Origin of the sequence: Bacillus jepli (assembly GCF_047238305.1) — a bacterium.
Classification (GTDB): domain Bacteria; phylum Bacillota; class Bacilli; order Bacillales; family Bacillaceae_L; genus Ferdinandcohnia.
Window position 1 is genome coordinate 4,587,959 of sequence record NZ_JBDFMO010000001.1, and the last position, 12,401, is coordinate 4,600,359.

The 12,401-nt window shown below is 41.7% G+C and carries 12 protein-coding genes; all 12 read right to left on the reverse strand.

Annotated elements, in window-relative coordinates; all coding sequences use genetic code 11:
• Positions 1 to 94: 94 nt before the first annotated feature.
• The 12 genes from ABC371_RS23305 to ABC371_RS23360 all read right to left on the reverse strand — a co-directional run bounded on the left by ABC371_RS23305 (position 95) and on the right by ABC371_RS23360 (position 12,378).
• Positions 95 to 1,342 (reverse strand): MFS transporter, encoded by a 1,248-nt coding sequence (locus tag ABC371_RS23305; RefSeq protein WP_412898993.1) that lies wholly within the window; start codon positions 1,340 to 1,342, stop codon positions 95 to 97.
• A gap of 789 nt (positions 1,343 to 2,131) precedes the next feature.
• A complete protein-coding gene (gene pqqE / locus ABC371_RS23310; protein ID WP_412898994.1) occupies positions 2,132 to 3,241 on the reverse strand; it encodes a pyrroloquinoline quinone biosynthesis protein PqqE in 1,110 nt (369 codons plus the stop codon).
• The gene (gene pqqD, locus ABC371_RS23315; protein WP_412898995.1) at positions 3,219 to 3,521 is read right to left on the reverse strand and encodes a pyrroloquinoline quinone biosynthesis peptide chaperone PqqD; all 303 of its coding nucleotides are present in this window, start codon (positions 3,519 to 3,521) and stop codon (positions 3,219 to 3,221) included. Before pqqD ends, pqqE begins: the two co-directional genes overlap by 23 nt.
• Before the next feature lie 24 nt (positions 3,522 to 3,545).
• The gene (pqqC, locus tag ABC371_RS23320) at positions 3,546 to 4,274 is read right to left on the reverse strand and encodes a pyrroloquinoline-quinone synthase PqqC (protein WP_412898996.1); all 729 of its coding nucleotides are present in this window, start codon (positions 4,272 to 4,274) and stop codon (positions 3,546 to 3,548) included.
• Between the two features lie 2 nt (positions 4,275 to 4,276).
• A complete protein-coding gene (pqqB, locus tag ABC371_RS23325; RefSeq protein ID WP_412898997.1) occupies positions 4,277 to 5,206 on the reverse strand; it encodes a pyrroloquinoline quinone biosynthesis protein PqqB in 930 nt (309 codons plus the stop codon).
• Positions 5,207 to 5,452: 246 nt separating this feature from the next.
• A complete protein-coding gene (locus ABC371_RS23330; RefSeq protein WP_412898998.1) occupies positions 5,453 to 6,805 on the reverse strand; it encodes an MATE family efflux transporter in 1,353 nt (450 codons plus the stop codon).
• Positions 6,806 to 6,922: 117 nt separating this feature from the next.
• Positions 6,923 to 7,855: an alpha/beta hydrolase gene (locus tag ABC371_RS23335; protein ID WP_412898999.1), complete on the reverse strand. Its 933-nt coding sequence runs from the start codon at positions 7,853 to 7,855 to the stop codon at positions 6,923 to 6,925.
• A gap of 84 nt (positions 7,856 to 7,939) precedes the next feature.
• Positions 7,940 to 9,040, reverse strand: coding sequence for an FAD-dependent oxidoreductase (locus ABC371_RS23340; protein ID WP_412899000.1), 1,101 nt, complete (start codon positions 9,038 to 9,040; stop codon positions 7,940 to 7,942).
• A 255-nt stretch (positions 9,041 to 9,295) separates the two neighbouring features.
• Positions 9,296 to 10,045 (reverse strand): GntR family transcriptional regulator, encoded by a 750-nt coding sequence (locus ABC371_RS23345; RefSeq protein WP_412899001.1) that lies wholly within the window; start codon positions 10,043 to 10,045, stop codon positions 9,296 to 9,298.
• Positions 10,042 to 10,734, reverse strand: coding sequence for a 3-oxoacid CoA-transferase subunit B (locus tag ABC371_RS23350; RefSeq protein ID WP_412899002.1), 693 nt, complete (start codon positions 10,732 to 10,734; stop codon positions 10,042 to 10,044). The genes ABC371_RS23345 and ABC371_RS23350 overlap by 4 nt, the downstream gene beginning before the upstream one ends.
• Positions 10,727 to 11,419, reverse strand: a complete 693-nt coding sequence (locus ABC371_RS23355) for a CoA transferase subunit A (protein ID WP_412899431.1) — start codon at positions 11,417 to 11,419, stop codon at positions 10,727 to 10,729. Before ABC371_RS23355 ends, ABC371_RS23350 begins: the two co-directional genes overlap by 8 nt.
• A 20-nt stretch (positions 11,420 to 11,439) precedes the next feature.
• Positions 11,440 to 12,378, reverse strand: coding sequence for an MBL fold metallo-hydrolase (locus tag ABC371_RS23360; protein WP_412899003.1), 939 nt, complete (start codon positions 12,376 to 12,378; stop codon positions 11,440 to 11,442).
• Between the last annotated feature and the right edge of the window lie 23 nt (positions 12,379 to 12,401).

Genomic DNA, 12,401 nt, shown 5'->3' on the forward strand with positions numbered 1-12,401 from the left:
ACACCTCCTACATGTCATATTTATAAATACGACTTGAGGGGTGTTTTTTCCTTTGTCTCATTTAATTAGGTCTCTCCATCGGCTTGTCGTTTTTTTAGTTTGATGAAGGATTTAGTTTCATTTTTGTATCATAAGCTCGGAATAATTTACCGTAAAAATAAGCAAAACTGCCTTGTAAACCTCCAGCAAGATAAAAAGGTAAGGCTAACGCACCCAATCCAAAAAGGTGTCCTGCTAGGTATGGACCGATAGACATGGGGAGTCGCATTGAAAGAAGATTGATGCTTGATGCAAAGCCGCTACGATGACCTCGAGTTAGGCTCACACTCAGTGCCTGCTGAGCTCCTTGCGATCCTCGATTTAAGGCTGTTCGCAAGATATATATAATTGAAACAAGCGCATATGAGGATATTAACGGCATTAATATTAAAAGGAGACACGCGATGTAACGGACCATGACAATCGAATGAACATTGCCGTACTTGTGAGAAATTCTTGCCTGAAAGATTGATGTCATCCCAGTTGCAAAAAAAGTGAGAGCTAACGTGCTACCAATTTGGCCACTGCTCACCCCAAATTTCACTGAGAACCAATAAGCCATCATCGGACCTGTCAATCCAATTGCAATTCCATTCAACACGTTGATTCCAGCTAATTTTAAAATTGCCACATTTTCTTCTTTTTTCATTTGTGTTTCTTCAATGGTTTGTTTCTTGTCTGGTGTCTGCCTCTGCTTGACCTGTGTGCCCCCTTTTGTCGTTAAAATAATCGAGGCCGTCACAAGTGAGAAGGCAAATGTAACATAAAAAGCAAGTTGGTAGGAGGATGGTCCAGAACTAACGCTCATTGTGCCAACGAGCATCGCACCTGTCGCCATGCCGAAAAAACTAAGCGCATTGTTCAAGCTGTAGATTTTTCCACGCTCAGACGGTTTGATAAAGGCTGCCAGCCAAGCCTGTTCGGCTGGAGCAAACGGACTTGCCGAACCAGCGTCTGCTTTGCCAAAACCGGAAAATGCGATGGCGATGAATAATAAAATCGGGTTGGTTGTCATGATTCCGATCAATGCACATGCGGCTGTTAATAGCTCAGAAAAAAGAATGAAAGGCTTCCTGCCGATTCGGTCACTATACATTCCGATTAGTGGTGCAAGGAAAACCCCAAGTAGCCCTCCCGCCGCTAGCACAGTTCCGATTTGTATAGCGCTCCACCCTATGGTATCAAGGTATAAAGCGAGAACTACAACCATCATGCCTTGTCCTATGCTTCGTATCGTATTGACCAACATCAGCTTTTTAACCACTGGATGTATTTCAGTTGTGTTGTCTTCTTTGATTAGCATCTTTTCACCACTTTATGTATGGGACTTTGATAGTAAAAGCCTTCCATTTAGGGATGGTAATTATTCACAGGGGATATTGGGAGCATTTTTGAGTGAAGAACTTTTTGAGTAGGGGCTGGGTTTGGTTTGGGACTTTATAACCCGATGAAGGACTTTCCGATAGCGTTCCTGCTGCGTTCGGGACTTCATTAACCCGATGAAGGACTTTACGATGAGGAACTGGATGCGTTCGGGACTTCATCAAGCCAATGAAGGACTTTACGATAGCGTTCCTGCTGCGTTCGGGATTTCATTAATCAGATGAAGGACTTTCCGATGAGGAACTGGATGCGTTTGGGACTTCATCAAGCCAATGAAGGACTTTACGATAAAGTTCCTGCTGCGTTCGGGACTTCATTAATCCGATGAAGGACATTCCGATGAGGAACTGGATGCGTTTGGGACTTCATCACTTTGATGAAGAGGACTTGAACAGGTGCCAAACCTCGTTTTCCCTTTCATAACAACGATGAAGAGGATTTGGCAGGAATGCAAACTGTGTTTTCCACTTCATAACCACAATGAAGAGGATTTCACCGGGGGACCTAATCACAATTTCCTCTTCATGACGTAGATGAAGAGTACTTAGATGGCAACCAAACTGTGTTTTCCCCTTCATTCCCACGATGAAGAGGATTTGGCCGGAAACCAAACCTCATTTTCCCCTTCACAACCCAGATCTTGCTGTTTACCCATTTTTCCAAAAAAAGATACTAAAGGCAATTTGAAAAATTACCCCTAGCATCTTCGTCAGAACTTCATTTTTCGATAAATCAATGGTTCCCGTTCCTCTAACGTCCCACTATTCGCCGCCTGCACTGCTGTTTCAACGATATGATGATCTGGTGCCATATGACAGACGGGATCCGTTGCTTTCGCGTCCCCAGTCAGAGCAAACGCCTGGCAGCGGCAGCCGCCCCCGTCTTGGTGCAGCATATCGCATGACCGACACGTTTCTGGTAACCATTCATCCCCTCGAAATCGATTAAACGAATCCGATTCATACCAAATTTCTTTCAACGATCGCTTACGTACATTTTCAAAAGAGATTCCTTCAATCATCCCAGCCGTTGGGCATGGCAACGCATCTCCATTTGGTGCTACAGTAAGTGCAATTGCTCCCCAACCGCCCATACATGGCTTGGGCGTTGACTCATAATAATCAGGTATAACCCAAATGATTTCCATTTCTTTACCGAGGCGTTCTCTCGCAATCTCGTAAGTCTCACTTGCCCGCTCTATCTGCTCTTTACTTGGCAGGAGTTGTTCTCTGTTAAGCAATGCCCAGTTATAAAACTGGGTATTTGCCAATTCCAAACGTTCTGCTCCCAATTCGTGAGCAAACGTAATGATTTCATCCAATGTATCAATATTTAACCGGTGCAACACAACATTTAACGATAAATGCATACCCGTCCGTTTTACTGCTTCAACGGCCTGCCGTTTCTTTTTAAACGCCTTGAAGCCACCAATTTGATCAGATAGTTCTTCTTCCCCTGCTTGAAAGCTGATCTGAACATTGGCTAACCCGGCTTCCTTCAGCCTCATAGCTTTTTCCTCAGTCAATCCAATCGCGCTCGTAATTAGATTTGTGTACATTTCTAATGAGCTTGCATGTTCAATCAACTCATCTAAATCTTGCAATAAAAGTGGCTCACCGCCTGAAAAATGAACTTCGACCACGCCGAGTTCTGCCGCTTCCGTTAACACTCGACACCAATCATCTGTGGATAATTCCATTTCTTTTAATGTCATTTCGACAGGGTTGGAGCAATATGGACAATGCAATGGACAACGATGCGTGAGCTCCGCTAGTAGCGAAAATGGAGGCTGTACTCTATATTTCTTTGACTCTAGCATCTTGCATCACCACCCATCCTTCGTCCACCATTTTCAAAATAAACGTTGTGATATCCGCCTTCATGATTTCAAAATCCGGCAATTTCTCTGACTCTAGCGAACTTCTCATTTTTTCGGTGATGGTGTGAATGGATTCATTTCCGTCACAAAAAGCAAGAATTGATGCGGCAGTTTCATTCAAAACCACCACCTTTTCGGGTAACAAAAGGAGATGCTTTTCTCTCACCTTATCAAATTTAAGTCGCCCCTTTTGTGCGAGTTTTGGAAAACCACTAGTCAAAATCCCCACCACCAATCATCGAACTTAATTAAGGAAAGCTTTTTCAATCGCATCAAGCTGTGCCCAAAGTACATCACATTTAAACTGTAATGCCTCCACGGCAAGCTGTTGTTCCTTTATTGTTTCGCAATGGTCCAGTACGACATGTAAAGCAAATTTCGTATCACGCGGTGCTTGTGTTAATCGATTTCTAAAATACCCGAGTCCGGAATGGTCAATCCACGGATACAGCCGTTCAAGGATTTTAATCCGCTCCGAAATCAATATCGGGGAGAACAGTTCCGTCAACGAAGAAGCAACAGCCTCGAGCCACGGTTTTTCCTTCGCGAAGTTCACATAAGCATCTACTGAAAAACGAACAGCTGGTACTACATGTTCTTCACTTAATACCTCTTCGCGCGATAGCCCGACAACTTCCCCGAGCCTTAGCCATGCCTCAATTCCGCCCTCTTGTTGATCATTCCCGTCATGGTCGATAATGCGCTGAATCCATTCTCGTCTGAACTCTCTTGTCGGAAGTTTGGATAAGATAACCGCATCCTTGATTGGGACCGACTTTTGATAGTAATACCGATTGGCTACCCAACCCTGGATTTGCTGTCGACTTAATGTTCCTTCATGCATTGCCACATGAAAGGGGTGTTTGTCATGATAGGATGAACGCCCGACATCTATTAATCTTTCTTTAAATTCCTCACGAGACCATGGTTTTCCAGCTTCATGAGATACTCTTGCTAACCCTCCTTTTGGCATACTTAAACCTCCAATTCCATACCTTCATAGGCAATCTCAATACCATGCTGTTTTAAGATTTCTGCTTCCTTTGAACCTTTTTTCAGGATCGGATTACTATTGTTTATATGGGTTAAAATTTTCCGTTCTGCTGAAAAAGATGCTAAGTTCTCAATTATGCCTGACGGACCACAAATTGGGAGGTGCCCCATATCTCTTGCATTTCGCTTCGTCGCTCCTAATGAAACCAATTCATCCTCAGACCAAAACGTGCCGTCTACTAATAAAATATCTGCTTTATGTAAAGCAGACTTAATTTCCGGGGTCATCGTATCCAATGTCGGAAAATAAGCCACACATTTTCCTGAACTTTCATTTTGTAAAAGTAAACCAACCTCCCAAATCTCTTCATGACCATCATGATTTGACTGGACATAAAGTGGTGGCTTCGTAGAAACAGGAATTGTTTCAATGAGGACACCATCACCAAGTTGTTCCTTACCATCCGGAGTAAGTGACTGCCACTCCCACGAACAATAGTTTTTCAACATGGGGATGACCGGAAAAGAAGTGTGCAAACATATTCTCACTGTTTCCGTACCATAAATCGTTAAATGGGAACCTTCCCTTAACGACAATAAACCGATTGAGTGATCAAGCTCCGCATCGGTTAAAATCACACCAGCAAGTGGTGTTTCTCTAATTCCAGGACCCGCATGAAGGGCAGCAAAGGTTTCAATCTGTCTGCTTACATCCGGGCCTGCATTGATAAGATACCAGTCCTTTTCATTTGCAGTTATGGCAAGGGAAGATTGTAACATCGGTTTTAACGCAGCATCCCCAGCTCGAACACCGCAGCAATTGGGACATGCACAATTCCATTGTGGAAAACCTCCACCCGCTGCTACTCCTAAGACCCTGATTCGAATTTTGCTTCCATCCCTTCTATTCATCTTAATTGTGAATACTTAATCGCGGATGTAGGAATACATCGTTACCTCCGCAGCGGTATTAATCACTTCATACTCTGGAATGATCCACACGCTCTACACCCCCTTTAGTAACATAGGAAAATAACTTTTGCCCTTTCAAGCTATTCTTATGTTGATAAGCCTCGCAAAATAACCATGAATTTCGACAGAAAGTTGTCCAATTTGGCAAAATAAAAAACAATGCCCATAAAAACGAATGAGCATTGTTTACTGTTCCAAACTCGTTTCTGAACGAAACAAGTCCTTTTTCTGCCATCCTCCCCATTTAAAATAAGAAAAGGCAAAGATGCTGCTGATGATAAAACTAATTCCAATTCCTAATGCAATTCCGTTCTGTCCGATAAGACTTGAGCAGAAGTAGGTAAGTGGATAACGAAGAAGCCAAAAAGATAGGATATTCAGGACCAATACTTGATACATGGCACCCGCTCCTCTTACAATTCCATTCAAGATAAAATTAATGCCAATGAACGGATAAAAGAACGCAATAATTTTTAAATAATCTGTACCAAAGGTGACCGCTTCTTTTTCCTGAATAAACATTTTCGTAAATCCTTCTGCGAACAAAAATACAATGGATGCAATTGACAGCATGATGATTACGTTAAAAATGGTGCCGTACACCGCAATCTGTTGAACCCGCTCCCATTGATTAGCTCCAATATTTTGACCTGCCATACTATTTACAGCCGTGCCTAGTGCCATCGCAGGAATGGTTATTAAACTATCAATTCGTTGTGAAACACCAAAGCCCGCTACCACAGCGCCATCGAATGAATTGACCACCGATAAAATTGCCGTAACCCCTGCGAAAATTACCATCATTTGTAGCCCGGCAGGAATTCCTAATTTTAAAATTAACCAAACGTCCTCTTTGCTTGGTAAATACGGGATTGAATATGGAACAAGCTGGCGTCGAAATGTATATGCTAATGCCAATAAAAATGAAATTCCTTGCGCTAACACAGTTGCCCATGCAGCTCCGTGAATTCCCCACTTAAAAATAGAAATGAATAATGGGTCTAAAATGGCATTCAACACAACGGCTATAAACACAAATCGCAATGGAGTTTTACTATCCCCCAATGCCCTAAGCACAGTGCCGATAAAGTTATATCCCATGATAAACAAAATACCAATAAAATTTATTTCTAAATAGGCTTTTGCCTCATCCAACATCTCCGCTGGTGTATTCAAAAAGAGTAATAGCGGCTCTGCAAAAAAGTAACCAAACAAACCCACCAAAATAGAAAGAGTAGATAATAAGACTATAAATGCATTTACATATCTTTTTAATCCTGCTTCATCATGCATCCCTTTTTGTTGGGATAGAATCGTCAATGTGGCGTTGTTAATTCCAATAATGAACGCCAATACCGTGACGACAACTGTCGATGAAATCGTAACCGCTCCGAGAGCATTCGCTCCTAGTAAATTCCCAACCCACAAACTATCGATGAATTGATAGGATACTTGAAGCAGATTGGATAACATGATCGGACCTGCAAAGGAAATTAATTGCCTTCGGATTGACCCTTGCGTGAAATCCTGTTGTGTCAAAACATAAACACTCCTTATTTTCCCATTCTTATGCTCTATAGGATATCATACCTTTTTAAAACTGTCTGATTTCCTTTAACCTTTGAAATGAAAAAAGACAAGGAACAACCCCTTGTCTTATCGTAAATTTGATTTTAGAAATTCACCTGTTCGCTTATAAACACCCTTATATTCATCCAGATGTGTAAACTTACCTAGGAAGCCGTGGGTTACGCCTTCATATCTTTTTAATTCAACAGCCACTCCACATTTTTTTAGATTGGCTGCAAATAGCTCACCTTCGTCACGGAATGGATCGTATTCGGCTGTGATCACAAATGCAGAAGGGAGGTTTTCTAAATTTTCTTCTCGAATGGGTGAAACAAGCGGATTATCTGTATCTACCCCACCGACTAAATAAAAGGAGTTATGTTCTGCTAAACTATCACTTTCAACGAAATAGCCCCTGCCGTTTTCAATCAAGGATGGATAACGGAATTCACTGAAATCAAGATCTAATGATGGATAAAATAATACTTGCTTTGTAATTGTAAATTCCTTTTTATCACGTGCAAGATATGAAACAGCCGCAACTAAGTTGCCACCCGAGCTATCGCCAGCAATAGCAAGGTTTTTCCCATCCCATTTCAATTCTTCCTGATGCTCGGTTGCCCATTTCGTAACTTGATAGCAATCTTCTAATCCAGCAGGAAACGGATGCTCAGGCGCAAGGCGATACCCAACAGATATGACTTTATAACCAGATTCCATACAAATCGGTCGCACAACTTCATCATGACTCTCAATACTTCCCGAGAAAAAGGCGCCTCCATGGAAATACATTAAAATTGGTAATGAATCCCATTCACGAGGTGTATATATCCTAACGGAAATGTCTGCTTCGGGAGTTGGTATTGTCCGATCTTCAACTTCATATACTTGGACACGTTTTTCAATTGGCAATATGGGTGCATCAAAAATCTTTCGATGCTCCTCTGGAATGATTTTATGTTTCTCATTAGAAACAGGTATTGAATCTAACACTTTTTTAATCTCTGGATGTACCGGCATCGTATAAGCCTCCTTATTTCTAACATTCTAGATTCTAATCGTGTTGAGAGGCCGCGTTCCAATCAACCTCTCAACCAAATTGGTTTAATAGTAATCTTTCTCTGTTAACACGCTTTCCATTTCTAGTTTCGGGAATACGCGAGATAACTGTTGATAAATCGTTGTAAGCGGCTTTCTTTGAGCCTCATATTTTTGCAATGCTTCCGGAATCGTTTCTGATTCACGAATGGCGACAGCTAATGCACCTGCATCTTGTAGTGCAGCATTTGCACCTTGCCCAATATTGTGAAGCATCGCATGTGCTGCATCCCCAATTAGTGTTACACAATTTGTACTCCAGCGTTCAAGTGGCTCAATATCATATAACGCACGACACGTGAAATCTTCGAGAGTTAGGTTTTCCACAATTTGAATCATTGCTGGACTAAAATTCTTTACCGAATCTAGTATTTGTTGTTTTGTTACAACAGGTTTTGGACTAGAATCTGTTGATGGTGCCGTTATATCAAGGGATACTTGTTTACGAAGCTGTAAAGGCAAGAAATAAACTTGGACATCGCCTTCAATCGCAATCCGAAGGTTATTATCTTTTGAAACCCAACCAAAGGTTTGTTCTTCACTGACTAGTAGACGATAGGCATGATAGCCAGAATAAACAGGCTTACTTTCACCAAAAATTTTATCTCGAACAACCGAACGGATCCCATCTGCACCAATGACTAAGTCTGCTTCAACAGAATGACCATTTTCGAAATGAACTTCAACATGATCCTCATGGTGAATAATCGATGAACAACGATGTCTCAAATGAACCTGTTCAGACGGTAATTGGGCAATTAATGTATCTAAAAGGTCCGCACGATGAACGAATCGTGTATATCGTTCATTTTGATTTTCTGACATCGCTGGCCATCTTTCCTTACTATGTGTTTCACCTGCACCAGTTAAAATTTCCATATAGTCACTATGTGTTGTTACTTTTTCAAGATCCTCATATGCTCCCCATTCTTTGAAATAATTGATTGTTGGTGGGCGTAATCCGATACCGGCACCAACCTCTTTTAGCTCTGGTGCTTGCTCATATACATCGGCACGAATTCCTTCTTTTTGTAAGGCAACTGCAGCCGCTGCACCACCGATACCGCCTCCAATAATGACTACTCGTAATTCAGATTTTGATTTCATATAAATTCCCTCCTATTTCCGAATAATTTTTCCACTAAAAAGTTTTATGCGATAAACGAAAAGACACCGCTATCTTGATGGAAATATAAATTGAGTTACGAGTATCATTACAAATTCATTATGTAAGCGGTTAAATTTTTCGTTTAGTAACAACATCGTTTCTGTTGAGTTTGTAGTAAGTGAAAATGTGCCAATAGATTAATAGAAAATAAAAGCAATGATGTCTATTGGCAACACTTAATTTATAGCCATTTTTTAACGATTCACTGTAAAAGAAAACTTGTAGTCGTCAGCTATATTTACAGCTTTCCTCCAGCCAACAAGTTGATTATTTCGGGTGTATAATTTCGTTTCCATTACTAGAACAGGATCTCCAGTGTCAAACCCTAAGATTTTGGCCGCTTCTTCTTTCGCTGCGGATGCATAAATTTGATGATCACCGCGAGAGATTGAGATACCTAGCTCACTTTCGAGTAATTCGAAAACACTTTCCACTTGTTTGAGTTCCCGAATCGTTGGATTAAAATCTTCTGGAACATCCAAATAGGTTTGTGTCCAAGCAAGAGGTCGCTTGTCTAAAAGGATCAAACGTGAGACTCGTAAAACTTTCTCATCTCCATTTAGACGGAGGATTTCGCATAAATCTTCAGTCGGTACCACTCTGTCAATTCCTAAAATTTTTGAACGAACATCCGCACCTTGCTGACGAAGGTAGCTAACCAAACCTCCTAATTGTAAATTTGGTGGATGAACCGGTAATTCTTGAACAGGAAAAGTTCCTTTAGAACGTTCTCGATAGACATACCCCTCATCTGCAAGCTCTTTTAACGCTTGACGTACTGGAGCCCGACTCACATGAAATCGGCGAACAAGTTCTCCCTCTGTAATAAAAGGACTTCCAACCTCACTATCCTGTAGCTCATCAATTAGGATTTCTTTAATCTGTTTGTATAGTGGAATGGGTGAATTCCGATCAATTACGTTTCTTTTCATTACTTTTCTCATTCTTGTACTCCTAGAATAGTAGTTTCTTCTTGATAGGACTCTGACAGTTTGAGTGGTGCTGCGGTATTTTTTTGAACATATTCAAAAGTTACGTCAGGCGCCAGTTCTTTTACGACAAGTCCCTGCTCCGTCACATCAATGATTGCTAGATTTGTATAAATACGATTCACACAATTGATCGCTGTAAGTGGATACGTACAATCCTCTACAATTTTTGGCTCACCTTTATTTGTCGTATGCTGCATAAAAAGGAAAACTCGCTTACTACCAACGGTTAAGTCCATTGCTCCCCCAACACGACCAAGTGGATCTTTTGGAAGTTTCCAACTTGCGAGATCCCCATATTGGGAAACTTGGAAGGCACCAAGAACAGCTGCATCAAGATGGCCACCACGAATCATGGCAAATGAATCTGCTTGTGAAAAATACGAACCACCTGGCATAAGAGTAATAGGTTCCTTACCTGCATTTACAAGATCCATATCTTCTTCGCCAGGTAAAGGTTTCGGTCCTAATCCAAGAAGCCCATTCTCACTGTGTAAAATGATTTCACGACCTTCTGGAATATAATCCGCTACTAAAGTAGGTAATCCAATCCCCAGGTTTACAAACCAACCATCTTCAAGGTCCAGAGCTACGCGAGCAGCCAGTTCTGGCATCGACCATCCGACTTTTTTATCATTACTCATTCACTAGTACCCTCCCCTCATGTTGCGATTCAACTTGGACTAAGCGATGGACAAAAACACTCGGAGTTACAATTGCTTCCGGATCGATTTCGCCTACTTCTACAATTTCGTTCACTTCAGCGATCGTGATTTTTGCTGCTGTTGCCATTACTGGGTTAAAGTTACGTTGTGTTTTACGGTAAATCAGGTTACCCCAACGGTCTGCTTTGTCACCTTTAATAAAGGCAAAATCGCCTTTTATCGCACGCTCCATTACATACAAACGGCCATCAAAATCCTGTGTTGGTTTACCTTCACCTAGTTCAGTGTTCACTGCTGTTGCAGTGTAGAAGGCTGGGATACCAGCTCCACCTGCACGGATTCGCTCAGCCAAGGTACCCTGTGGAGCGATTTCTAACTCGATTTCTCCTTTTTCAAGGCGTTTAATGAGGTCATCCGCATGTGGACCTACTGGGAAGGAGCATATAATCTTTTTCACTTGATTATTACTGATGAGTGCTGCAACCCCGTCACTAACGGCTCCAATATTATTAGACACAACCGTAAGATTTTTTGCGCCCTGTTCAACAAGTGCTGCGATGAGCTGTGATGGAAGTCCACTTCCACCAAATCCCCCAACAAGCAAGGTTGCTCCATCATGGATATCGGCAACCGCTTGCTTAAAAGTGTCAAACTTTTTCTGGATCATTTAGAATTTCCCCCTTTCTAGTTCTCAGTTAGTTCTTTCTGATAGCCAATCATCGTCACAAAAAACGCACATGGCAGATTTCGTGGGTCACCGGTATACCCAATTTCCTCCGCAATTGACCCGAATGGTCCATATAACCCATCACTATTTGTAGGTTTCTTTTTATTTTCCAATAGATGACGCTTTACGATTTCTGCTAACTTCGCATCCATTTCGAGGCTTTCATGTAGCGCAATGGTAACTGCCTCTCCTTCAAGTTGCGCACTGACAACCTCGCTTTTTTTATTTCTGAACGGATGCCCTAAATACAAACGCTTAGGACGAACCACATGAAGAAGATGCTGTACACTTTTTCGATAAAGCACTGGATTTTCGATAGTAGGAATCCCACTTCGTTCCCCACCGAACATTTGGACTGCATCCGCAGCAAAAGCACAATCAAGTCCATCTAGAACATAGGTAACGGAACCGAGTGAATGCCCTGGTGTTTCAACTACAGTAATCGATACGTTCCCACCTAGAGAAATTTTATCGCCATCAACCACTTCAAGTGTGGGTTCCAAATCTTCGCCAATATCATTCAACATCATCGAGATATGCTTTTCATGCAATTCTTGATCAACATATTTACCTTGAAGCTGTTTGTAATCTGTTATATGTGTAGTACGATTGCGCAGGAGGTCAGCATCCTTTTTCGGAATAACCACTTCTGCCCGCTGGCCTGTCTTTTCCCAAACCGCCCTTGCTCCACCTAGATGATCTACATGTCCATGGGTTAAAAGAATCCACCGGATATCTTCCATCTTCACTCCATGTTCTGCTAACGCTGGTTCAATCGCATGAACAGCCGATGAAGCGACGCCCGTATCAACTAAGGCAGGTTCTGGGGCATCAATATAATAGGCAAAAGCGGCAATGGGACCAAATTTACATTCAATTGGAATAATTTTTACCATTTTCCCACCCCTGAAATCAGTAT

Coding starts and splice junctions, on each gene's coding strand:
- ABC371_RS23350 (WP_412899002.1), bottom strand. CDS start 10,734: ATGAGTAATGATAAAAAAGTCGGATGGTCGATGCCAGAACTGGCTGCT.
- pqqC (WP_412898996.1), bottom strand. CDS start 4,274: ATGCCAAAAGGAGGGTTAGCAAGAGTATCTCATGAAGCTGGAAAACCA.
- ABC371_RS23360 (WP_412899003.1), bottom strand. CDS start 12,378: ATGGTAAAAATTATTCCAATTGAATGTAAATTTGGTCCCATTGCCGCT.
- pqqB (WP_412898997.1), bottom strand. CDS start 5,206: ATGAATAGAAGGGATGGAAGCAAAATTCGAATCAGGGTCTTAGGAGTA.
- ABC371_RS23335 (WP_412898999.1), bottom strand. CDS start 7,855: ATGCCGGTACATCCAGAGATTAAAAAAGTGTTAGATTCAATACCTGTT.
- pqqE (WP_412898994.1), bottom strand. CDS start 3,241: ATGCTAGAGTCAAAGAAATATAGAGTACAGCCTCCATTTTCGCTACTA.
- ABC371_RS23345 (WP_412899001.1), bottom strand. CDS start 10,045: ATGAGAAAAGTAATGAAAAGAAACGTAATTGATCGGAATTCACCCATT.
- ABC371_RS23340 (WP_412899000.1), bottom strand. CDS start 9,040: ATGAAATCAAAATCTGAATTACGAGTAGTCATTATTGGAGGCGGTATC.
- ABC371_RS23305 (WP_412898993.1), bottom strand. CDS start 1,342: ATGCTAATCAAAGAAGACAACACAACTGAAATACATCCAGTGGTTAAA.